The organism is Bacillus cereus group sp. BfR-BA-01523 (assembly GCF_022662615.1).
Lineage (GTDB): Bacteria > Bacillota > Bacilli > Bacillales > Bacillaceae_G > Bacillus_A > Bacillus_A mycoides.
The window spans coordinates 262,023-284,762 of record NZ_JAKUDX010000003.1 but is presented as its reverse complement, the minus strand read 5'-3'; the positions used below and the strand labels follow the sequence as shown (position 1 = coordinate 284,762).

Below are 22,740 nucleotides of genomic sequence, written 5' to 3'. Positions count from 1 at the left end.
GGTTTTTAGCCACTGCTCATTATTAATTATTGCTAATAGGGAAGATAATTATTTAACTACCCTATATATGTTTACTTTTAGTATGAAAAGTGTGTAAAATCAATGTGATACATAGAAAAAAGGGTGGGGAATTACGTGCAAATTAGCAGTGCGATTTTATGTTTCGTCTTATATGCATATGTTATTATTGCGGCGGTTTATTTTGGGATAAGTTTTTACGCCTATCGTTTAGCAAATAATAGTGAATATGAAGAAACATACAAATGGGTGAAAAGATATTTGTCACCTGTACTAGAAATTATGAATGGATTTGTTCTTTTTTTATTTATTGGATTAATTGCTTTCTCGACGAGTTTAGTAGGGAATAAGACTACGTTATTTGTACTAGGTATCATTATTTTTATGCTATTAGGAATTCGGATTGGTAATACGGTGTTTTGGAACGAAAGAAAAATAGATGGTTGGACAGGGATGTTTATTCCATGTATGTTAGCTGCAATTGTGACGAATATAGAACATGAATATTATCAATTACATTTTTGGCTTATCATTGTTTTAACAATCCTCTCTGTTTTGTATATAAGTACTGTCGTGCTAACATACATCGCAAATGAAAAAGGAGATGCAAAAGGTGCGCACTTCTTTAGAGGACGTGCATTATTATGGAGTGTGCCGACGATGGCAGTTATAGGAATTATTGCGATATTAGTAAATGGATATCAATTTACTAATTGGCAATTGTTTTTAGAAACTTGGTGGATCTTCATTGTTTCGCTTGTAGCTTTTTTAGGCGCAACACATTATTTATTTCATCAACATCATTACATATTGGCACTGTTATTCGCATTTACACAACTTTTATTTGCTTTTTTCGGACAAGAAACGCTATTGTTCGTTTTTGAAACATTTAGTTCATTTGGAAATATATTTGTATTTGGTATGTTAATTTTCGGTATCGCGTTTTATTTACAACAGTATTTTTATATGCAAAAACAAAAATAAGAAGTATATACAGGTTTTTGTAGCGAATTTAAAGTATGTTACAATAAAAGTACATAGTATTTGATGTTATTGGAGGAATTCCTGTGGGCGAAAAAGAGAAAGAATTTGCTGTTATTGGGCTTGGCCGTTTTGGTGGAAGTATTTGCCGTGAATTAGCTCAATTAGGTATGGAAGTAATGGCAATTGACTCAGATGAGGATAAAATTAATGAGTTTGCAAATATAGCTTCGCATGCTGTAATTGCAGATTCAACAGATGAGATGGTATTAAAAAGTCTTGGTATTCGTAATTTTGATCATGTAGTTGTTGCTATTGGAGATAATTTGAATTCAAGTATTTTAACAACGTTAATTTTGAAAGAATTAGGTGTGAAAAATATTACTGTAAAAGCTCAAAATGACTATCATGAAAAAGTGTTAAGTAAAATAGGGGCAGATCATATTGTGCATCCAGAACGAGATATGGGAAAAAGGATTGCTAATAATATCGCATCAAGTAATGTGTTAGATTACCTAGAGCTTTCAGATGAGCATAGTATTGTAGAGATTATCGCAAATAAAAAAATTGATGGGCACTCTTTAATTGAATTAGATATTCGTGCGAAGTTTGGTTTGAACATTGTAGCAATTAAACGTGGGAAAGAAGTTATCGTATCTCCTCGAGCTACAGAAAACGTTCAGGCGGGAGATATATTAATTGTAATTGGTCATGACGATGAAGTAGATCGTTTTAAGCATTTTTTAAGATAAGAGAAAAGGACAATGCCGAGGAGGCATTGTCCTTTTTCTTATATTTCCATAATGATTGGTAAAATCATTGGACGACGTTTCGTTTTTTCGTATAGGAATGGTGCTAATGTGTCTGTAATCTCATTTTTAATTTCAGACCATTGTGTTGTTTTTCGCTCCATTACTTTTTCTAAATGTGTTGTAATTAATGTTTGAGCATCGTTGATTAAATCGCTGCTTTCACGCATATAAACGAAACCACGCGAGATGATATCAGGTCCTGCTGCAACTTTAAATTCTTTCATATCAATGCTTACAACTACAATAACAAGTCCTTCTTCAGAAAGAATGCGACGATCACGTAATACGATATTACCGATATCTCCAATACCATTTCCATCGATATAGACAGAGCCAGATGGGATTTTCCCAGCTACGCTTGCTTCATCAGAACGTAAAGCAAGAACATCTCCATTATCCATAATGAAACAATTTTCTTCTGGAATACCACAATCATTCGCTAATTTCATATGCATACGTTGCATACGATATTCACCATGAATTGGCATGAAATATTTCGGCTTAATAAGACGTAGCATTAACTTTTGTTCTTCTTGTCCACCGTGTCCACTCGTATGAATATTTGAGAGTTTACCATGGATTACATCAGCACCAGCGCGGTACAACATGTTAATTGTACGACTTACACTAATTGTATTGCCTGGGATTGGTGAAGAAGAGAAAACAACTGTATCGCCAGGGATAATTTGAATTTGACGATGTGTACCATTGGCAATACGTGAAAGTGCTGCCATCGGCTCCCCTTGACTACCTGTACATAACATAACAACTTTATTAGCTGGTAGGCGGTTTAGCTGAGCTGTGTCTATGAATGTATCCTTTGGACACCGGATATAACCAAGGTTTTGTCCGATTTCAATAGCCGCTTCCATACTTCGACCGAATACAGCTACTTTACGATTGTTTTCAACAGCAGCCTCAACAACTTGTTGTAAGCGATGGATATTCGATGCAAAGGTTGCGAATATAATACGACCGTCTACTTTGCGGAATATATCTTGAATACTATCACCAACGCGGCGCTCAGACATCGTAAAGTTTGGCACTTCACTGTTTGTACTATCAGATAAGAGACAAAGTACACCGTCTTTTCCGATTTCGGCCATTTTTGTTAAATCTGCTGGCTCACCTACTGGTGTGAAATCAAATTTGAAATCACCTGTATGAACGACTTGTCCTTGAGGTGTTTTCACAACAACTCCGTATGAATCCGGAATACTGTGAGTTGTACGGAAGAAGGAAACAGATGTCTTTTTAAATTTAATAACATCATCTTCTTGAATTTCATAAAGTTTTGCTTTACGAAGTAATCCGTGCTCTTCTAATTTGTTTTTTATTAGGGCAATTGCTAATTTTCCGCCGTAAATTGGAATGTTTACTTGACGTAATAGATAAGGAATTCCACCGATATGATCTTCGTGACCATGTGTAATGAATAACCCTTTAATTTTATCTTCGTTTCGCACAAAATAAGTGTAATCTGGTATTACATAATCGATCCCGAGGAGTTCGTCTTCTGGAAATTTAATTCCAGCATCAATTATAATAATTTCATCTTGAAATTGAACAGCATATGTATTTTTACCGATTTCACCAAGACCACCGAGGGCAAAAACGGCAGCTTGATCATTTTTTAGGAATTTCATATGACTATACGATCTCCGCTAATATTAAATCAGCGTTTTGTTTTTCATATTCAAGATGAGCACCAGTAACAGACTGAACGAACTCGATATTATATGCGAACTTATTTAATTTTTTACGAACATCCTTTTGAGACGTAGCCTCTAAATATAAAACTTTTGTATTTTCACGTACTGGGACCTCAGTTAATTTTTCTTGATAAAATACTTTAAAAATCATTTGGAAAACCTCTCCTTGTCTATGTTTTGCATTATCTGTTACTTATTATAAAGCAAACAGTCACGATTTTCATGTTTTTTCGAATGAGAATGAAGAAAAAGCCCGAAATGGGCACAATTTAAGCGATTGTCTTCTTACGGACTAAATCGTTTAAATAACGCTTGAGCTTTTTCTTCAGCTTCTTCAGCATGATTACTCCTTCCTTTCCTTATTTAAAACATGCATATTACTAATGATAACTCTGTCTCCCATACAAGAAAGAAGATTAGAAGTGAATAGTGAATCTTGTTCTTTTTAGTATAGTGTAAGTTATCTTGTAGTAACGATTAGTAGCCGTTAGTTATAGATATAGTATGAGGAAGAATAGAAAAGAAAATTCATCCGAACAAGTATCCACATTTTTTCACTAATAGTATATGCACATTTCATAAATAAGGTCAGAAAGTGAACGCTTTCTTCACAGATGTTTAATATGTTATACTTTTTTTTGAAATTTGAAAAGTGATAATCAAAATAGGAATATAGAGTGCCAGAAAGGATTTTGACAAATGAGTGATAAAATTGTCTTTTTTGATATTGATGGAACATTATTAGATCATGATAAGAAAATTCCGCAATCTACAAGAGATGCAGTAAGAGATTTACAAGAAAAAGGTGTGCATGTAGCGATTGCGACAGGGCGTGCGCCATTTATGTTTGAAGATATTCGTGAGGAACTCAATATACATAATTATGTTAGTTTTAACGGGCAGTATGTTGTATTTGAGGATGAGGTATTATTTAATAATCCATTACATCCTGATGCTCTACATAAGTTTACTCAGTTTGCAAAACAAGAAGGATATCCACTTGTATATCTTGACCATCAAGAAATGAGAGCGTCAGTGGAATATCATGATTATGTAAAAGAAGGTTTTGGAAGCTTACAATTCAATCATCCGGCATATGAACCTGATTTTTATGAGAAACGCGATATTTATCAAACGCTTCTTTTTTGTGAAGTAAACGAAGAAGAAAAGTTTATTCATCATTATCCAGATTTTCATTTTATACGCTGGCATGCATATTCAATGGATATTATCCCTAATGGTGGTTCTAAGGCAAAAGGGATTGAGAAGTTTATTGAGAAAATAGGATTTAATCGTGAACAAGTATATGCATTTGGGGACGGATTAAATGATTTAGAAATGATTGAAGCAGTAGGAACGGGCATTGTGATGGGGAATGGTCATGAGGATTTGAAAAAACTTGCTAATTATGTGACAAAAGATGTTAATGAAGACGGTATTTATCACGGATTAAAGTGGGCTGGCTTGTTATAAGTAAGTGTGGAACCCATTTCATATAATAAAAAGGCGGAAGGTTAACTTCCGCCTTTTTACTATTATCGCTCGAGAGGTTTTGAATCATCGGGAGCCACAAATGGATTGTCTTTATTAATATGGTCATAGAACATAACACCGTTTAAATGGTCGATTTCATGTTGGAATACAATTGCTGGTAAACCTTTTAATCGCAGTTTTACGTCTTCACCGTTAATCGTTGTTGCCTTTACTGTAATTCTCGTGTAACGAGGGACATAACCAGGTACTTCACGGTCTACAGATAGACAGCCTTCACCATTTTGTAAATATGTACGTTCAACAGAATGACTAATGATTTTTGGGTTAAATAATGCGTAGCTATATAACGTATCGTTCGTATCAGTTACATGAACCGCAATCATTTTCTTTGAAATACCGATTTGCGGAGCCGCTAATCCGATTCCGGGGCGTAAATTATATTTTTCAGCCATTTCAGGGTCCTGGCTATTTATTACAAATTCAATCATTTCTTTAAGAGTATTTGTATCTTCCTCGCTAGCAGGTAAGGAGACCTCTTCTGCGACGTCGCGCAAAATAGGATTTCCTTCACGAATTACCTCATTCATTGTAAGCATATGTAATCTCTCCTTTCTCCTTTAGTCTACCAAAGGAGATAAAAAAAGTCATCGGCAAGTAAGGAAGAGCTACTTGGAAACAAATCTTCTACAGATAAGTTATGTAATAAAAAGAAAAGACGGCAAAGCCGTCTGTTTCTTTCCATAGTTGTTTCATTTTACATTAATTAGCGAATGCAAGCAGCACCAACGATAATTAAAAGGATAAACAACACAACGATTAAGGCGAAGCCGCTTCCAGATCCGCCACAAGAACCGCCATAACCGTAGGAAGGATATGAACAAGTTGTTGGATAGCAATATGAGTATCCGTACATGAGATGACCTCCTTTATCATTTCCCGCTAATACTGCGGTTACTATAATGTATGGAGGAATGATCAGAAATGTATAGGTATTTACCTATAAAAGGAAGAAGTGTTTGTATAATTTTCTTGAGAAGAGAGAAAAACTAAGGAGAATTAAATCGTTTACATATTATTCTAAGAGAAAAAATAAGTTAAAAAGGGAATAATATAACAGCAGGTTATTGCTTACTAATACAGATGTGAAAAATAAAAACACGTTTGTGTAGAGGAAACCGGCATATTATTTATAAAAAAACGTATTCAAAGTAATTGACATCGTAATTAGAATAGTTGTAAACTAAAAAACGTGATCAAGATTGTATTAATATGTTTTTGAAAAAACATTAGTACAGATTGTTAGGTACACAAAATTATTCTCAACCGACAAACAAATTTGTTGGTTTACATTGTTGCGCTTTCAGTCTAGCTAATAGATAGTGAAAGCGTTTCAGAATATGGTTCAAGAGAGGAAGAGGTGAACGGAATGGGTACTAAAACAAAAAAGACCCTATTTAATGTTGATGAGCAAATGAAAGCTATCGCAGCTCAATTTGAAACATTACAAATTTTAAATGAAAAAGGCGAAGTTGTGAATGAAGCAGCTATGCCTGAATTATCTGATGATCAATTAAAAGAATTAATGCGCCGTATGGTGTATACTCGCGTACTAGATCAACGTTCTATTTCTTTAAACCGTCAAGGACGTTTAGGTTTCTACGCACCAACTGCTGGACAAGAGGCTTCTCAATTAGCAAGTCATTTCGCACTTGAAGCAGAAGATTTCATCTTACCAGGATATCGTGACGTTCCACAATTAGTGTGGCACGGTCTACCATTATACCAAGCATTCTTATTCTCTCGTGGACATTTCATGGGTAACCAAATGCCTGAGAATGTAAATGCACTTGCTCCACAAATCATTATCGGTGCGCAAATCATCCAAACTGCTGGTGTTGCGTTAGGTATGAAATTACGTGGTAAAAAATCTGTTGCAATTACTTACACTGGTGACGGTGGTGCTTCACAAGGTGACTTCTACGAAGGTATGAACTTTGCGGGTGCATTCAAAGCTCCAGCAATCTTCGTTGTACAAAACAACCGTTATGCAATCTCTACTCCAGTAGAAAAGCAATCTGCAGCTAAAACTGTAGCACAAAAAGCAGTAGCAGCAGGTATTTACGGAATTCAAGTAGACGGTATGGATCCATTAGCTGTATACGCAGCAACTGCTTTCGCTCGTGAGCGCGCAGTAAATGGCGAAGGTCCTACTTTAATCGAGACTTTAACATTCCGTTATGGTCCACATACAATGGCTGGTGATGACCCAACTCGTTACCGTACAAAAGATATCGAAAACGAATGGGAACAAAAAGATCCAATCGTACGCTTCCGTGCATTCTTAGAAAACAAAGGCCTATGGTCTCAAGAAGTTGAAGAGAAAGTTATCGAAGAAGCAAAAGAAGATATCAAACAAGCAATTGCTAAGGCTGACCAAGCTCCAAAACAAAAAGTTACTGATTTAATGGAAATCATGTACGAAAAAATGCCTTACAACTTAGCTGAACAATATGAAATTTACAAAGAAAAGGAGTCGAAGTAAGCCATGGCTCAAATGACAATGATTCAAGCAATCACTGATGCTTTACGCGTTGAAATGAAAAATGATCCTAACGTACTTGTGTTTGGTGAAGACGTTGGTGTAAACGGCGGAGTATTCCGTGCTACTGAAGGTTTACAAGCTGAATTCGGTGAAGATCGTGTAATGGATACTCCACTTGCAGAGTCTGGTATTGGTGGACTTGCAGTTGGACTTGCACTTGAAGGCTTCCGTCCAGTTCCAGAAATCCAATTCTTCGGTTTCATTTTTGAAGTAATGGATTCAGTTTCTGGTCAATTAGCTCGTATGCGTTACCGTTCTGGTGGACGTTGGACTGCTCCAGTAACAATTCGTTCTCCATTCGGTGGTGGTGTTCATACTCCTGAACTACATGCTGATAGCTTAGAAGGATTAGTGGCACAACAACCTGGTCTAAAAGTTGTTATTCCATCTACTCCATACGATGCAAAAGGTCTTTTAATCTCTGCGATTCGTGACAACGATCCAGTTATCTACTTAGAGCATATGAAATTGTACCGTTCATTCCGTCAAGATGTACCAGAAGGTGATTACACAATTGATTTAGGCAAAGCTGACATCAAACGTGAAGGTACAGATGTATCTGTTATCGCTTATGGTGCTATGGTTCATGCTGCATTAAAAGCTGCTGAAGAACTTGAAAAAGAAGGTATCTCTTTAGAGGTTGTTGACTTACGTACAGTTCAACCATTAGATATCGAAACAATCATCGCTTCTGTTGAAAAAACAGGCCGCGTAGTTGTAGTTCAAGAAGCTCAAAAACAAGCTGGTATTGCAGCTAACGTTGTAGCGGAAATTAACGACCGTGCAATCTTAAACTTAGAAGCTCCAGTTGTACGTGTTGCAGCTGCTGATACAGTATTCCCATTCTCTCAAGCTGAGAGCGTATGGTTACCAAACCATAAAGATATTGTTGAAGCTGTTAACAAAGTAATGAACTTCTAATTTTTAGTTTTTCATGTGCAAAAGAAATCAGCACATGCTGGTTTCTTTTGTACATATTCCATAATAATGAAATGAATCAGGGGGCTGAATTCCGTGGCATTTGAATTTAAACTACCAGATATCGGTGAAGGTATCCACGAAGGTGAAATCGTAAAATGGTTTATTAAACCAGGCGATGAAGTAAATGAAGACGATGTACTTCTTGAAGTACAAAATGATAAAGCAGTAGTAGAAATCCCTTCTCCTGTTAAAGGTAAAGTACTTGAAGTACTTGTAGAAGAAGGAACAGTTGCAATTGTAGGAGATACATTAATTAAATTTGATGCTCCTGGATACGAAAACCTTAAATTTAAAGGTGACGATCATGATGAAGCTCCAAAAGCTGAAGAAGCAGCAGTAGAAGCTCCAGCAGCGGAAACTACTCCAGCAGCAACTGCAGAAGTAGTAAATGAGCGTGTAATCGCTATGCCATCTGTTCGTAAATATGCTCGTGAAAAAGGTGTAGATATTCATAAAGTAGCTGGTTCTGGTAAGAACGGCCGTGTTGTGAAAACTGACATCGATGCATTTGCAAATGGTGGACAAACTGTAGCAGCAACTGAGGCTCCAGCAGCAGTAGAAGCTACTCCAGCAGCAGCAGCGAAAGAAGAAGCACCAAAAGCACAACCAATCCCAGCTGGTGAATATCCAGAAACTCGTGAGAAAATGAGTGGTATCCGTAAAGCGATTGCGAAAGCAATGGTTAACTCTAAGCATACAGCTCCTCACGTAACATTAATGGATGAAGTAGATGTAACAGAACTTGTTGCTCACCGTAAGAAGTTCAAAGCTGTTGCAGCTGACAAAGGTATTAAATTAACTTACCTTCCATACGTTGTAAAAGCTTTAACATCTGCATTACGTGAATTCCCAATGTTGAATACTGCTTTAGACGATGCTTCTCAAGAAATCGTTCATAAACATTACTTCAACATCGGTATCGCAGCTGATACAGACAAAGGTCTATTAGTACCAGTTGTTAAAGATACAGATCGTAAATCTATCTTTACTATTTCTAACGAGATCAATGAACTTGCTGGTAAAGCACGTGATGGTCGTTTAGCTCCAACTGAAATGAAAGGTGCTTCTTGCACAATTACAAACATTGGTTCTGCAGGTGGACAATGGTTCACTCCAGTTATCAATCACCCAGAAGTAGCAATCCTTGGTATCGGCCGTATCGCTGAGAAACCAGTTGTGAAAAACGGTGAAATCGTTGCAGCTCCAGTATTAGCATTATCTCTAAGCTTTGACCATCGTTTAATTGACGGCGCAACTGCTCAAAAAGCATTAAACCAAATTAAACGTCTATTGAATGACCCACAATTATTAGTAATGGAGGCGTAATAACAATGGTAGTAGGAGATTTCCCAATTGAATTAGATACAGTCGTTGTTGGTGCAGGTCCTGGTGGATACGTTGCGGCAATTCGTGCAGCACAATTAGGTCAAAAGGTAGCGATTATTGAAAAATCTAACCTTGGTGGCGTATGCTTAAACGTTGGATGTATTCCTTCAAAAGCGTTAATCAATGCAGGTCATCGTTATGAGAATGCAATGCATTCTGATGACATGGGTATCACTGCAGAGAACGTAAAAGTTGACTTTACAAAAGTTCAAGAATGGAAAAACGGCGTAGTTAAGAAATTAACTGGCGGTGTTGAAGGCCTTCTTAAAGGTAACAAAGTTGAAATCATTCGCGGTGAAGCTTACTTCGTAGATGCTAACACATTACGCGTAATGACTGAAGATGCAGCACAAACTTATACGTTTAAAAATGCTGTTCTTGCAACTGGTTCTACACCAATCGAAATTCCAGGATTCAAATACTCTAAACGTGTTATCAACTCTACAGGCGCTTTAAGCTTACCTGAAATTCCTAAAAAACTTGTTGTAATCGGCGGCGGTTACATCGGTATGGAATTAGGTACTGCATATGCTAACTTCGGTACAGAAGTTACTGTAGTAGAAGCTGGCGACGAAATCTTAGCTGGTTTCGAAAAAGCTATGAGCTCTGTTGTTAAACGTGCTCTACAGAAAAAAGGTAACGTAAATATCCATACAAAAGCTATGGCTAAAGGCGTTGAAGAAACAGAAACTGGCGTAAAAGTTAGCTTTGAAGTTAACGGTGAAATCCAAACTGTAGAAGCAGATTACGTATTAGTAACTGTAGGTCGTCGTCCAAACACTCAAGAAATCGGTCTTGAGCAAGTTGGAATTAAAATGACTGACCGTGGCATTATCGAAATTGATGAGCAATGCCGTACAAATATTTCAAACATCTATGCAATCGGTGATATCGTTCCTGGACCACCATTAGCTCACAAAGCTTCTTACGAAGGTAAAGTAGCTGTTGAAGTAATTAGTGGCCATGCATCAGCAATCGATTACATCGGAATTCCTGCAGTATGCTTCACTGATCCAGAATTAGCATCTGTTGGTTACACTAAGAAACAAGCTGAAGAAGCAGGAATGACAGTAGCTGTATCTAAGTTCCCATTCGCTGCAAACGGTCGTGCGTTATCATTAAACAGCACTGACGGTTTCTTACAACTTGTAACGCGTAAAGAAGATGGTCTTCTTGTAGGTGCACAAGTTGCAGGTGCAGGTGCTTCTGATATTATCTCTGAGATTGGTTTAGCTATCGAAGCTGGAATGACAGCTGAAGATATCGCTCAAACAATCCATGCTCACCCAACATTAGGTGAAATCACAATGGAAGCAGCTGAAGTTGCTCTTGGAATGCCAATTCACATTGTAAAATAATTTAAGTAATGTAAATACCCCATCTCTTATTTAAAGAGATGGGGTATTTTTATTTTCATAAAATGACTTGCAAGGTCTTTATATGTACTTGTCGAATGAATATATAATACTTTAAATGAACCGTTAGCATATATGCCGTTATATAATATGTAATTGATTCAAACTTAATCCCATATATTAATAAAATAGAGCATGTCAAAGGAGAAGGTTCCATGAGAATATTACATGTTATATTTTATCATTTTCTATTATGGAGTGGTTTTTCCATTGTATTAACATTATCGAATGGTGATAAGTTTCATTATAAAGTAATTCTCTTTTTCGTATTTCTTTATTTGGCATATGTGATTGCATGTTTTGCATTACACGTAAGAAAGCAGGCATTATTCCTTACGTGTTCAAATTGCATACTTTTTTTAATCATATTCTCTATTTTTTAAATTAACGTTTATAGAAATACATTGTTCTTCCATTAAATAGTTGTAACTCTCCTTCTAATTTCTTCGCTAGAAAACGGCTAAATTCATTTGCTTTTCCTTTATCACCAAATGTTGCTGTAGTAGGCAAAGAAACCTGAATAAAAGATTGTTCCTTTTCTATTCCAATCCCAACATAAATAGAATCATATCGATCGTGACTCGATTGGAGTTTTAATGTTGTTGCTGATGTATCTAATATTTCATAAGGAAAAGCTGTATTTGTATAAGCATAATTAATTTGATCACCAGTCTTGGAAGTAACGGTTTTATAGTTATGAAAAAGGTGTTTAACATCTTCTATTGAAACAGATTGTTGATTGGATTTAGGTACAAGTGTGATAAAGGCGTGTTGCATACAAATTCCCCCTTAGCTTAGTAGAATAATATCATTCTACATCCTACTGAATTTTTTGACAATTAAAAGGAGTATTACTTTTTTTGTTTAATATATTAATGAGTAGGAAGTGTTATTTAGAAAGGTGGAAACTCATGTTTGAAAAATTGTATGATGAGCATGAAAGTGTGAAGGTACGATTTTTAGGATTTATGACGCATGATACACGTTATGATTTTGGAGTTATTTATACAAATATGTTTTTTGGAAAGCCACTTATTGTTTGTATGCAAACAGGGAGATCTACTTTGCTTGGGAGAGATGATGTAGAAAATGTTCCATATATACAGGAAACTTTTAAGTTAGGATCGGAAGAGGAGGCGGAGGAGTTAGCTCAGTTTTTTAAATTTCTTGTTCCGTCTACTTCTTTGCATGCGGAGTATGAAGAATAATTAGCAAGAAACAGTCGTACGTATGAGATATGGCTGTTTTTTTGTGTTAATATCGCATACTAATTTAATTTTAAAATATTTAATGTGTTATACTAAAAACCTATTGACGTAAAAAGTATAACATATTAAAATAAAGACAGAAAGTTAAGCGGTTACAAAAGTTTTTGGGATTATAAACTTAGGGGGAAATGAAAAATGGGAACAATCGTATGTCAAGATTGTGAAGGTACAATTGCACACTTCGAGGATGAGAAAGTAACGGTACTTTACGGGAAATGTGGATCTTGCGGATGTGATCACACAGAACATACAAAAGCCCAATAATTGATAGGAAATTGACAGCTAAAAGTTTTTAGGACCATAAACTTAGGGGGAAATGAAAAATGGGAACAATCGTATGCCAAGTTTGTGAAGGAACAATCGGACATTTTGAAGATGAGAAAACGACAGTACTTTATGGGAAATGTGGTTCCAATTGTGACTGTGCTAGTAGAGACAATGCGAAAGCTTAATCATATATAAGTAGATTATTATTTAAACTCAGGGGGAAATGAAAATGGGAACAATCGTATGCCAAGTTTGTGAAGGAACAATCGCACATTTTGAAGATGAAAAATCAACAGTACTTTATGGGAAATGTGGATCTCATTGCGAATGTGACCATACAGAACATACAAAAGCTTAATAATTAAGAAAAAACGCCTACACATGTAGGCGTTTTTTTAATAGATTGTAGTTGTATGCCCGACTGTTGCAACAATTGCATCATCTCTAATAGGAATAAATCCTATTGATGTTTGTGGCGTGTTAGGAGGGGCATATTGACTCATCATACGGCTATCAATACGAGTAATAAAATCGGTTAAATAAGCTGAAATAAAAGCATAAGGAATCCTTCGTTCATTTAATGAATAAATAATTTCCTCTTTCGTTTTTACGCCTACGCCATGTCCGTAAAAAAAGAAGTTTCCTAGATAGATTGCATTTTCTCCTTGCCACTCAATCGTAGCTGGATTAACTTGTGGATTTTTAAAGTAAACGAGGTCACCTGGAACGATATCGCCACTCGTTTTTGTTATGAGCTTTAAGTCGCGATCGTAGTCCCATGTATAAAGTAAGAGGTTTGCGAATAGACGGTTGAAAGTTTTTTCCTCATATAATGATAGTAATGCTTTGTAAAAAATGATAATCATTGCGGTGGCACATTCAGTTCCATATAGTTTTCCGTTTTTAAAAATATCTTGGATGGCAATGGAAGGGGCTATGTTTGGGAGTAGTTGAAATCCGCCAAGTGATGTTCTTTCCCAAAACTGAGGGTTGCAAAAAGATTGTTGAAACGTACGAAACTGAAATCCACTTTGAAAAAGTTCTAGCGCGGAAGTAATAATATTAACTCGTAAATTAAGATCAAAGCTGAGTTCATCGGCTGTTCGGAAGGAATAAACTTCTTGATTTCCCGCCATTATGGATAAAATCTGTTGTTTTTCAGCTGCAAATGGCTCATATTCATTTGTGATATAAGGGTGTACAATAGAACGGCCTATCACAATCATAATGGTATCCCCACCTATACGTTACAGATTTCGCGATACGGGAAAGCCTATATTGGACTTTAGACATAGGATGAAAGTATCGCTTTTTCATAGAAAAACATTTATCCCGCTATTTACGGGCAGTAAGAATTCCACCTCAAAATTCGGCTGGAGCCCTGCTGCCCGTAAACGCCCGATTGGTGAAGGCTAATAATCAGTGGGGATGAACAAAACCCCACTGATTAAAGTTTCACTTTATATTTTGGTAGACTTTAACTACAGACAAGTACAAGTCTTTAAAACGCCAATGTGTTCTTTGAAAAAAGATAGCATAGGGAGTTCGATAGCCGAATTCAAGCTATCGGTAAAATGATATGTGTCGTCAAGAACAAGACGCTAAAACACCTGAACACGAATCTGTACGGTATGATAGTACAGTAGCTCACGAACCTATACGGTCTGTTGTGAGAGTGGTGATGGCACACCGCAATCTTGCACGTCAGCGATACCAGAAATGGACTTCGCCTTAGGTAGCAAGAATCCCACTGATGTTAGTCAGCTTGCCCCATTAGGGTGGGAATGTCAAATTCTTTAGTATCGTATGAAAAAAAGAGAAAAAAGGTGAAAGAAAAGCCTATCAACTGATAGGCTTGTACTCTTTAATAACACGTAATGTTTGTAATGTCATATCTTCAGGACCTTGTACAGGTAACCCAGCTTCTAAATTTTTAAGAATATACTCTAAGTTATCTTGTGTAATAATTTCCCCCGGAGTAAAGATTGGAATCCCTGGCGGATAAACCATAACAAAATCAGCTATAATACGACCTGCTGCGTTTTCAAATGGAATGACTTCTGTTTCTGAATAAAAAGCATCTCTAGGAGAAAGTGCTAGCACAGGTATTTCTGGTATTTCTACTTGTACTTGAACACCTTTGTCTGCTCTATTTCTATATGTTGCTGCTAAATCTTGTAATGCTGTAATAAGTGTATCTGTTTCACTTTCTGTATCTCCAAATGTGATAAGACAAAGTATGTTATATAAATCAGAGAGTTCTACTTCAATGTTGTAATGTTCTCTAAGCCATACTTCAGCCTGATGGCCTGTAATACCTAAATCTTTTACAGATACAATTATCTTTGTAGGATCATAGTTAAAAGTAGCATCTGTTCCTAGCATTTCTTTTCCGGGACAATAAAGATGCTCAATAACATTTATAGCATCACGAACATGCTCAGCTAATTGTATTGTTTGTTCTATGAGAGCTGTTCCTTCTGTAGCAAGACGTTTTCTAGCAACATCAAGGGATGCTAACAAAATGTAAGAAGTTGATGTAGTCGTAAGCATGCTAATAATGGATTGGACATGCTTTACGTTCACAAGACCTTCTTTTACATTAAGAATAGAGCTTTGGGTTAAAGACCCACCTAATTTGTGAACACTTGTTGCTGCCATATCTGCACCTGCTTGCATAGCTGATATTGGTAGTTCATCATGAAAATGGATATGAACACCGTGAGCCTCATCAACAAGTACAGGAATATCGTAAGAATGAGCTAATTCTACAATCTGCTCTAAATCTGCAGCAAACCCAAAATATGTTGGATTTATAACAAGTAAGCCTTTCGCATCTGAGTGCTCTTCAAGAGCCTTTTTGACAGATTGAATTGTGATCCCATGTGAAATACCGAGCTTCGGATCAATCTCAGGATGCATGAAAATTGGTTTTGCACCTGAGAAAATAATAGCTGACATTACTGATTTATGCACATTCCGTGGCACGAGGATTTTATCCCCAGGACCGCACACGCTCATCACCATTGTCATAATTGCACCACTTGTACCTTGAATAGAAAAGAACGTATGATCTGCACCGAAAGCAGCGGCTGCTAAATCCTGCGCTTCTTTAATCATACCTTTTGGATGATGTAAATCATCGAGCGGCGCAATATTAATTAAATCAATTGCTAATGCATTATGCCCAATAAATTCGCGAAATGTAGGATCCATGCCCTGTCCTTTTTTATGACCAGGAATATGGAATTGAACTGGATTTCGCTTACTGTGCTCAACTAAAGCGGTAAACAATGGTGTTTCGTATTGGGACAATCTATACACCCCTTCTTCTTCGTAATATTTATTAGAGTTTGTTTTATATGATTTCATCTCATTCTAAAAGGAAATTAAGATGACAAACTTTTAGAACTTGACTTGTTTTTCTGCCATTCGCAAAAGCCTTTTTTGGGATGGTAGTCTCACTTTATTCTCTATAAAACAAAAGCATTATATCACCAATAATTATAGATGTATAGAAAAATCGCATTTTCAAGGTGAGTATGTGTAATAGTTATATTTTAAATACTGCAAAGAGGAAGACAATTCCATTGAAATGGATAAATGGTGTATAATGCAGAGTGGCTATAGTGAAGAATAAAAGGTTGTCTTAAAGGTAGCATAATGGAAAAAGAAAGAATACTGAATGAGGTGCAAAAATGGAATATCAATATCCACTTGATTACAATTGGTCAAATGAAGAAATGGTAGCAGTTGTAAAGTTTTATGAAGCGATTGAAAAGGTATATGAAAAAGGAGTTTTGAGAGAAGATTTGATGGAATTATATCGTCGTTTTAAAGAGATTGTGCCATCGAAGGCAGCGGAGAAAAAAATTGATAAAGAATTTCAAGAAGTAAGTGGATATTCTATATATCGTACGATTCAAAGAGCAAAAGAAGTAGCGGAAAAAAAGATCGTAAAAATGTAAAAATATTTTGAAAATTAAAATGCAAAGTGCTATAATGTGATAACAACTAAAAACGGACAATATAAATTGTCCGTTTTCTACTATCGATTACAAAGTGCATATAAAGGAAGGAGTGGTTGCATCGTAGATTCAATCTTAGCAAGGAATTGTTCGTTGGTCATTGCTGAAAACTCCTCTGGTGATATATGAATACCGACTAATAACTCTGCTTTTTTCACAGTAGCTAAACGTTCAATCATCTTTTGTAAGTCTTCCGTTTCAAGCGTTTTATGTAGTTTTACACCTGGTTTAGTATGGTCAATGGACCAAACGAAGTCATTTGGAATATTTGTTTTTAAATCATTTAAATGTTCTAAGAAGGCGTGAGCCGTCTCCACTTTTTGTGGACACTCATAGATTAAACCAAAGTATATGAAGGCGTGAGTACCCCATAAACCAATTTGAAAGTGTGGTAACATTTTATATCCACGTTTATTTGTTGAAAAAGCAACCCAAGTATCGTTTGGTGGATTGACTTTGCGGCGTGCATGTTTTGCTACATGGTAGAAAAAGTTTTCATCAGTTTGTTGTGATAAATATTCTGCAAATTGTTCCCCTAAAGCTTCTAGCTTAGGATGAATATTCGTTTTAATTGCGCTCATTCGTTCTTCAAGACCATCAACAGTAAAGACTTCAAAATCAGTTGATGTGAATGTTTGTAGTGTCATGATTGTTCCTCCAACTCCTATTTTGTTTTAATTTTAGCATAGCTTGTACTATTCATAAAAAAAACATCACAAAAAAATTTAAATAAAAAAATATAATTTTGTTGCATAGATGATTTATCCAACATAGTATAGTATAAAACAAAAAATCAGAAAATTGAATCAATTCTAGTCCGAGGGCAGACGAATATTGGGAGGAGGCAAAAAAATGAGACAGGTGATTAATGCGTTAAAGAGAACAGATGCTGAAAAGAGAATTCCGGTGCTACGTTTGGAGCTAGATTATGAATTAGCAACTTTATATGATGCGATGATGGATAACGACAAACAGAAAAAAGAAGAGTGCGTACAAAAATTAGAAGTGTTAAGACTTGAAATGATCCGTTTAGAAGCGTAATAATAGTATATGTATAAATAATTAGTTGGTGCGAACCTTATAAAGGGTTCGTTTTTTCTGTGAACAGTATAGATCGGAGTGTTTAAACATGCAAGAAGTATGGAAAGACATTGATACACACGCGAAACAGTGGATTCGAGAAGCCGGAGAACAATTAATGGCGTCACTGAAAAAAACACTTATTATAGAAACAAAGTCAAATGCAGCTGATCTAGTAACAAATATGGACCGAGAAACGGAGCAGTTTTTAATTGGGAAAATTAAAGAAACATTCCCACATCATAATATTTTAGGAGAAGAAGGCTATGGAGATGAGATTACCTCTTCTAATGGGGTTGTTTGGTTAATTGATCCAATTGATGGCACGATGAACTTTGTTCATCAAAAAAGAAATTTCGCAATCTCAATCGGGATTTATGAGAACGGTATCGGAAAGATTGGTCTTATTTATGATCCAGTTCATGACGAACTATATCATGCGGTAAAGGGAGAAGGGGCTTTTTGCAATGATTTAGCTATTCCCATGTTGGAAAAAGGAACGGTAGAGCATGGAGTTATAGCTTTGAATGCGATATGGCTTACTGATAATCCATTGCTTAATATGGAAAAAATGATGATGCTCGTTAAGAAGGCGAGAGGTACGAGGTCATATGGTTGTGCAGCGTTAGAAATGGTATATGTTGCCACGGGAAGATTAGACGCATATGTAACACCGCGCTTATCGCCATGGGACTTTGGCGGGGGACAGATTATTGTAGAGGAAGTTGGCGGTAAAGTGACAACGTTCTTGGGAACGCCTCTTTCTATTGTAGAGAAAAGCAGTGTGTTAGTTGCAAAACCAGGAGTATACGAAGAATTATTACCATTTGTATCGTAATAATGAAAAAAAGTAAGAGGCATAAAGAAGCTTCTTACTTTTTAATGTTATTGCGATTTACGCATTTTTCTTTTTGTTACAAAACCGTATCCAACTGTAACAAATGTGCCGATAATGCAAATAATAATGCCGATGGGACTATTTTCAGCAATCATAATTCCGATACCAATTAAGAAGATAACACCGATAATTGCTGTTAATAAAAAGCGATATTGAATGTGTTCCATTTCTTCACCCTCCAATCTTATTTTACTTTCACAAAAGTAAGAATACAACTATATTTTCATTCTTGATTTTATTTTGATTGCCATTGTATCCCCTTCGCTCTTATAATAGAGAAGGATTAAAAAGACATTAGGAGTTGGACATGTTGAAAAAACGACAAGATTTACGAAATATAGCAATTATTGCCCACGTTGACCATGGTAAAACAACACTTGTTGACCAGTTATTACGTCAAGCGGGGACGTTCCGTGCGAATGAACATATTGAAGAACGCGCAATGGACTCAAATGATCTAGAAAGAGAACGTGGTATTACAATTTTAGCGAAGAATACTGCGATTCACTATGAAGATAAAAGAATTAACATTTTAGATACACCTGGTCACGCTGACTTCGGTGGAGAAGTAGAACGTATCATGAAAATGGTTGATGGTGTTCTACTTGTAGTTGATGCATATGAAGGTTGTATGCCACAAACACGATTTGTTTTAAAGAAAGCTCTTGAGCAAAACTTAACTCCAATCGTTGTTGTAAACAAAATTGACCGTGACTTCGCTCGCCCTGATGAAGTAGTTGATGAAGTAGTTGACTTATTCATCGAACTTGGTGCAAACGAAGATCAATTAGAGTTCCCAGTTGTATTTGCATCAGCAATGAACGGAACAGCAAGCTTAGATTCAAATCCAGCAAATCAAGAAGAGAATATGAAATCATTGTTTGACACAATCATTGAACATATTCCAGCACCAATTGATAACAGCGAAGAGCCACTTCAATTCCAAGTAGCACTTCTTGATTACAATGACTATGTTGGTCGTATTGGGGTTGGACGCGTATTCCGCGGTACAATGAAAGTAGGACAACAAGTTGCATTAATGAAAGTTGACGGAAGTGTAAAACAATTCCGTGTAACTAAATTATTTGGTTACATTGGATTAAAACGTCAAGAAATTGAAGAAGCAAAAGCTGGAGATTTAGTAGCTGTTTCAGGTATGGAAGACATTAACGTAGGTGAAACGGTATGTCCGGTTGAGCATGAAGAGGCTTTACCATTATTACGTATTGATGAGCCAACATTACAAATGACATTCCTTGTAAATAACAGCCCATTTGCAGGTCGTGAAGGTAAATTCATTACTTCTCGTAAAATTGAAGAGCGTCTTCGTTCACAATTAGAGACAGATGTAAGTTTACGTGTAGATAATACAGATTCTCCTGATGCATGGATCGTATCTGGACGCGGAGAGTTACATTTATCTATCTTAATTGAAAACATGCGTCGTGAAGGTTATGAACTACAAGTATCTAAGCCTGAAGTAATTATTAAAGATGTCGATGGCGTAAGAAGTGAGCCTGTAGAGCGCGTACAAATCGATGTTCCTGAAGAATACACTGGTTCTATTATGGAATCAATGGGCGCACGTAAAGGTGAAATGTTAGATATGGTGAATAACGGAAACGGTCAAGTTCGCCTTACTTTCATGGTTCCAGCACGTGGGTTAATTGGTTACACAACAGAATTCCTAACATTAACTCGTGGTTATGGTATTTTAAACCATACATTTGATTGCTACCAACCAGTACATGCTGGACAAGTGGGTGGACGTCGTCAAGGTGTTCTAGTTTCACTTGAAGCAGGAAAAGCATCACAATACGGTATTATGCAAGTTGAAGACCGTGGTGTAATCTTCGTTGAACCAGGTACAGAAGTATATGCTGGTATGATCGTTGGAGAACATACACGTGAGAATGATTTAACAGTTAACGTTGTAAAAATGAAACAACAAACGAACATTCGTTCTGCGACGAAAGATCAAACTTCAACAATGAAAAAACCACGCTTAATGACTTTAGAAGAGTCATTAGAGTACTTAAACGATGATGAGTTCTGTGAAGTAACTCCAGAATCAATTCGTCTACGTAAAAAGATTCTTGATAAGAGTGAGCGCGAAAGAGCTGCTAAGAAAAAGAAATCTGTAGAAGCGTAAAAATAAAAAAACAACTACCTTTATAAAAGGTAGTTGTTTTTTTTTATTTTGTTTATTTTTAGAATATTTATTCTTTTTTGTGGACAGTATTTTTTTTGCGAGTTACTCTTGTATTAAGTACATAAAGAAAATTTGTTTTTATGAGAAGGGAGGAAAGATAGTGTTAGAAAGAATGTCATTTTTCGCGAAATTGTGCAAAGTTGATGAAAATCCAGAACTAGGGATGTGGTTACTTTATGGAACAATTATTATATTGAGTGCACTTGTATATAATTTAGGATTTGCAAGGAAGCTATCAGTGCTAAAAAATATAGTAATATACATATCTTTAGCAATTGGATGCACGGTATTAACTTTCTTTGCAGTTTTTTTACCAGTTGGAGAGGGGCTCGTTGTAGCGGCGATTGTACTTGGAATTTATAGATTACGTTTACGTCAAGCGAAACAACAAAAGGCAGGGTGAAAAGGGGGAGTTTCATGCGCTCAGTACAAGATGCACTATATAATTGGTTAACAATTAAAACGGTTGCGGAAGCGCGTCCAGATGATAGCGCTGCACAAGAAACGTATGTATTATTTCGAAATATGATATATGAAGAGCATAAATTACGAAATGTAGAAGTGGAAAAGAACGAGGAAATGTATTTAATTACATATGAAATTGATGGAGAAATAAGGTGTGCAAGATTTCCAGTAGAAGCCATTGATTGTTTTTTGGATCAGATGAATCGTGAACCAGAAAAATACAAATAAGTCCTTATCTATATGATTAAGGACTTATTTACGGTTTACCAATCGTCTTCTACTTTTTTATCACGATATAATCGGAAATTACCACTTGCATGGCGTTCCATAGTACGCTCTGCAATGCGTTCGGTACATTCCATGCACATATATGTATGAATAGGGCGATTACGCAGTTTTTTTGCCATAGGATTTTCGTCATCTAACATATCTTTTTTATCACAAATCATACATTTGACTCTCATTTCGTCACCTCAATACGAATTCTATCAGTATAAGTATATCATGGAAGTATAATGTTTTTGAATAATAGCGGGAAAAAATAATATTTTCGCAATTCGAAAAATAGGTTATGATAAGGATATATAAATAATATTTGGAGGTGGAAATATGGCGAATGTAGTTGAGCCTACATTGACAGGTGATTTAGTACAATCTTTGCGTAAAGAGTGTATCGTTATGATAGCAACAACAGATTTCGAAAAACAAATTCCTAACGTAAGTGCTATTTCTTGGGTATATGCAGTGAGTGAAACTAGTATTCGATTTGCGGTAGATCAACGCTCACGTATTGTGGGGAATATACGGCATAGTGCAGGGGTTGTATTGACTATAATGGCGAATGAATCCGTATTTTCCATAAGTGGTGAAAGTGAAATTTTAACAGATAGAATGGAAGGGATTCCTCTAAAATTAACGGTAGTAGAAGTGAATGTACAAGAAGTTCGTGATGTTATGTTTTATGGTGCGAAACTTGCTACTGAACCAACATATGAAAAAACATATGATCTTCGAGCAGCTAAAAAGCTTGATAACCAAGTATTAGTAGGAATGAAAGAATTATAAAGAAGATGAATAGGAACATCGTTCATAAACTTTTACAAGTGAGTATTGTGATTTAA

General features: G+C 36.1%; 29 protein-coding genes. 19 read left to right on the top strand and 10 right to left on the bottom strand.

The window, feature by feature from the left end; genetic code table 11:
• Positions 1–135: 135 nt before the first annotated feature.
• Positions 136–1,002 carry a hypothetical protein gene (locus MR066_RS09735; RefSeq protein WP_002014843.1) on the top strand — a complete coding sequence of 289 codons (867 nt, stop codon included), beginning with the start codon at positions 136–138 and terminating at the stop codon, positions 1,000–1,002.
• An 83-nt stretch (positions 1,003–1,085) separates the two neighbouring features.
• A complete protein-coding gene (locus tag MR066_RS09730; protein WP_000504033.1) occupies positions 1,086–1,751 on the top strand; it encodes a potassium channel family protein in 666 nt (221 codons plus the stop codon).
• A gap of 38 nt (positions 1,752–1,789) precedes the next feature.
• Here MR066_RS09730 and rnjA read toward each other — a convergent pair whose 3' ends face one another.
• Both rnjA and MR066_RS09720 read right to left on the bottom strand, forming a co-directional pair.
• Positions 1,790–3,457, bottom strand: coding sequence for a ribonuclease J1 (rnjA, locus tag MR066_RS09725; RefSeq protein ID WP_002033834.1), 1,668 nt, complete (start codon positions 3,455–3,457; stop codon positions 1,790–1,792).
• 4 nt (positions 3,458–3,461) lie between these two features.
• A complete protein-coding gene (locus MR066_RS09720; RefSeq protein WP_000576436.1) occupies positions 3,462–3,674 on the bottom strand; it encodes a DNA-dependent RNA polymerase subunit epsilon in 213 nt (70 codons plus the stop codon).
• 548 nt (positions 3,675–4,222) lie between these two features.
• Between MR066_RS09720 and MR066_RS09715 the strand changes: the two genes are divergently transcribed.
• Positions 4,223–4,996, top strand: coding sequence for a Cof-type HAD-IIB family hydrolase (locus MR066_RS09715; RefSeq protein ID WP_242246937.1), 774 nt, complete (start codon positions 4,223–4,225; stop codon positions 4,994–4,996).
• A 62-nt stretch (positions 4,997–5,058) separates the two neighbouring features.
• On the opposite strand, the gene def is transcribed toward MR066_RS09715, so the two are convergent.
• Together def and MR066_RS09705 are read right to left on the bottom strand one after the other, a co-directional pair.
• Positions 5,059–5,613: a peptide deformylase gene (def, locus tag MR066_RS09710; RefSeq protein WP_002014846.1), complete on the bottom strand. Its 555-nt coding sequence runs from the start codon at positions 5,611–5,613 to the stop codon at positions 5,059–5,061.
• 167 nt (positions 5,614–5,780) lie between these two features.
• Positions 5,781–5,930, bottom strand: coding sequence for a YjcZ family sporulation protein (locus MR066_RS09705; protein ID WP_002014847.1), 150 nt, complete (start codon positions 5,928–5,930; stop codon positions 5,781–5,783).
• A gap of 513 nt (positions 5,931–6,443) precedes the next feature.
• Here MR066_RS09705 and pdhA point away from each other — a divergent pair.
• The 5 genes from pdhA to MR066_RS09680 all read left to right on the top strand — a co-directional run bounded on the left by pdhA (position 6,444) and on the right by MR066_RS09680 (position 11,784).
• A complete protein-coding gene (gene pdhA, locus MR066_RS09700; protein WP_000536893.1) occupies positions 6,444–7,559 on the top strand; it encodes a pyruvate dehydrogenase E1 component subunit alpha in 1,116 nt (371 codons plus the stop codon).
• Between the two features lie 3 nt (positions 7,560–7,562).
• Complete coding sequence (pdhB, locus tag MR066_RS09695; protein ID WP_002033837.1) at positions 7,563–8,540, top strand: pyruvate dehydrogenase complex E1 component subunit beta; 978 nt, start codon at positions 7,563–7,565, stop codon at positions 8,538–8,540.
• 93 nt (positions 8,541–8,633) lie between these two features.
• On the top strand, positions 8,634–9,926 hold the full coding sequence (gene pdhC, locus MR066_RS09690) for a pyruvate dehydrogenase complex dihydrolipoyllysine-residue acetyltransferase (protein WP_002033838.1): 1,293 nt from the start codon (positions 8,634–8,636) through the stop codon (positions 9,924–9,926).
• A gap of 5 nt (positions 9,927–9,931) precedes the next feature.
• Complete coding sequence (lpdA, locus tag MR066_RS09685; RefSeq protein WP_002014851.1) at positions 9,932–11,344, top strand: dihydrolipoyl dehydrogenase; 1,413 nt, start codon at positions 9,932–9,934, stop codon at positions 11,342–11,344.
• A gap of 212 nt (positions 11,345–11,556) precedes the next feature.
• Positions 11,557–11,784: a hypothetical protein gene (locus tag MR066_RS09680; protein ID WP_242246934.1), complete on the top strand. Its 228-nt coding sequence runs from the start codon at positions 11,557–11,559 to the stop codon at positions 11,782–11,784.
• A 1-nt stretch (position 11,785) separates the two neighbouring features.
• Here MR066_RS09680 and MR066_RS09675 read toward each other — a convergent pair whose 3' ends face one another.
• The gene (locus MR066_RS09675) at positions 11,786–12,178 is read right to left on the bottom strand and encodes a DUF1885 family protein (RefSeq protein ID WP_002014853.1); all 393 of its coding nucleotides are present in this window, start codon (positions 12,176–12,178) and stop codon (positions 11,786–11,788) included.
• 134 nt (positions 12,179–12,312) lie between these two features.
• Between MR066_RS09675 and MR066_RS09670 the strand changes: the two genes are divergently transcribed.
• From MR066_RS09670 to MR066_RS09655, 4 genes are all read left to right on the top strand, one after another.
• A complete protein-coding gene (locus tag MR066_RS09670) occupies positions 12,313–12,609 on the top strand; it encodes a DUF3055 domain-containing protein (protein WP_000462037.1) in 297 nt (98 codons plus the stop codon).
• Positions 12,610–12,804: 195 nt separating this feature from the next.
• Positions 12,805–12,933 carry a GapA-binding peptide SR1P gene (locus tag MR066_RS09665; protein ID WP_000536778.1) on the top strand — a complete coding sequence of 43 codons (129 nt, stop codon included), beginning with the start codon at positions 12,805–12,807 and terminating at the stop codon, positions 12,931–12,933.
• 59 nt (positions 12,934–12,992) lie between these two features.
• Complete coding sequence (locus tag MR066_RS09660; protein ID WP_002033839.1) at positions 12,993–13,121, top strand: GapA-binding peptide SR1P; 129 nt, start codon at positions 12,993–12,995, stop codon at positions 13,119–13,121.
• A 44-nt stretch (positions 13,122–13,165) separates the two neighbouring features.
• Positions 13,166–13,294 (top strand): GapA-binding peptide SR1P, encoded by a 129-nt coding sequence (locus MR066_RS09655; RefSeq protein WP_002142969.1) that lies wholly within the window; start codon positions 13,166–13,168, stop codon positions 13,292–13,294.
• Positions 13,295–13,331: 37 nt separating this feature from the next.
• On the opposite strand, the gene MR066_RS09650 is transcribed toward MR066_RS09655, so the two are convergent.
• On the bottom strand, positions 13,332–14,162 hold the full coding sequence (locus tag MR066_RS09650) for a protein-glutamine gamma-glutamyltransferase (RefSeq protein ID WP_002014859.1): 831 nt from the start codon (positions 14,160–14,162) through the stop codon (positions 13,332–13,334).
• A gap of 616 nt (positions 14,163–14,778) precedes the next feature.
• The gene (gene speA, locus MR066_RS09645; RefSeq protein WP_002142966.1) at positions 14,779–16,251 is read right to left on the bottom strand and encodes an arginine decarboxylase; all 1,473 of its coding nucleotides are present in this window, start codon (positions 16,249–16,251) and stop codon (positions 14,779–14,781) included.
• 383 nt (positions 16,252–16,634) lie between these two features.
• On the opposite strand from speA, the gene MR066_RS09640 reads away from it, so the two are divergent.
• The gene (locus MR066_RS09640) at positions 16,635–16,904 is read left to right on the top strand and encodes a UPF0223 family protein (RefSeq protein ID WP_002014862.1); all 270 of its coding nucleotides are present in this window, start codon (positions 16,635–16,637) and stop codon (positions 16,902–16,904) included.
• A gap of 80 nt (positions 16,905–16,984) precedes the next feature.
• Here the strand turns inward: MR066_RS09640 and MR066_RS09635 are convergent, their stop codons facing one another.
• Entirely contained in the window at positions 16,985–17,611 is a 627-nt protein-coding gene (locus MR066_RS09635) for a YktB family protein (RefSeq protein ID WP_002014864.1), read from the bottom strand.
• A 205-nt stretch (positions 17,612–17,816) separates the two neighbouring features.
• Here MR066_RS09635 and MR066_RS09630 point away from each other — a divergent pair, with 205 nt between their 5' ends.
• Complete coding sequence (locus MR066_RS09630; RefSeq protein WP_002121995.1) at positions 17,817–18,005, top strand: hypothetical protein; 189 nt, start codon at positions 17,817–17,819, stop codon at positions 18,003–18,005.
• 88 nt (positions 18,006–18,093) lie between these two features.
• Positions 18,094–18,882: an inositol monophosphatase family protein gene (locus MR066_RS09625; protein WP_242246932.1), complete on the top strand. Its 789-nt coding sequence runs from the start codon at positions 18,094–18,096 to the stop codon at positions 18,880–18,882.
• A gap of 47 nt (positions 18,883–18,929) precedes the next feature.
• Here MR066_RS09625 and MR066_RS09620 read toward each other — a convergent pair whose 3' ends face one another.
• A complete protein-coding gene (locus tag MR066_RS09620) occupies positions 18,930–19,109 on the bottom strand; it encodes a DUF5325 family protein (protein WP_000400127.1) in 180 nt (59 codons plus the stop codon).
• Positions 19,110–19,249: 140 nt separating this feature from the next.
• Here MR066_RS09620 and typA point away from each other — a divergent pair, with 140 nt between their 5' ends.
• The 3 genes from typA (at position 19,250) to MR066_RS09605 (ending at position 21,847) form a co-directional block, all read left to right on the top strand.
• The gene (typA, locus tag MR066_RS09615) at positions 19,250–21,094 is read left to right on the top strand and encodes a translational GTPase TypA (RefSeq protein ID WP_002014867.1); all 1,845 of its coding nucleotides are present in this window, start codon (positions 19,250–19,252) and stop codon (positions 21,092–21,094) included.
• 160 nt (positions 21,095–21,254) lie between these two features.
• Positions 21,255–21,557, top strand: coding sequence for a YlaH-like family protein (locus tag MR066_RS09610; RefSeq protein WP_000893662.1), 303 nt, complete (start codon positions 21,255–21,257; stop codon positions 21,555–21,557).
• Positions 21,558–21,571: 14 nt separating this feature from the next.
• Complete coding sequence (locus MR066_RS09605) at positions 21,572–21,847, top strand: hypothetical protein (protein WP_002033723.1); 276 nt, start codon at positions 21,572–21,574, stop codon at positions 21,845–21,847.
• A 35-nt stretch (positions 21,848–21,882) separates the two neighbouring features.
• Here MR066_RS09605 and MR066_RS09600 read toward each other — a convergent pair whose 3' ends face one another.
• Positions 21,883–22,083 carry a YlaI family protein gene (locus tag MR066_RS09600; protein ID WP_002111485.1) on the bottom strand — a complete coding sequence of 67 codons (201 nt, stop codon included), beginning with the start codon at positions 22,081–22,083 and terminating at the stop codon, positions 21,883–21,885.
• A gap of 145 nt (positions 22,084–22,228) precedes the next feature.
• Between MR066_RS09600 and MR066_RS09595 the strand changes: the two genes are divergently transcribed.
• Positions 22,229–22,684: a PNPOx family protein gene (locus tag MR066_RS09595; RefSeq protein ID WP_002014791.1), complete on the top strand. Its 456-nt coding sequence runs from the start codon at positions 22,229–22,231 to the stop codon at positions 22,682–22,684.
• Positions 22,685–22,740: the final 56 nt, after the last annotated feature.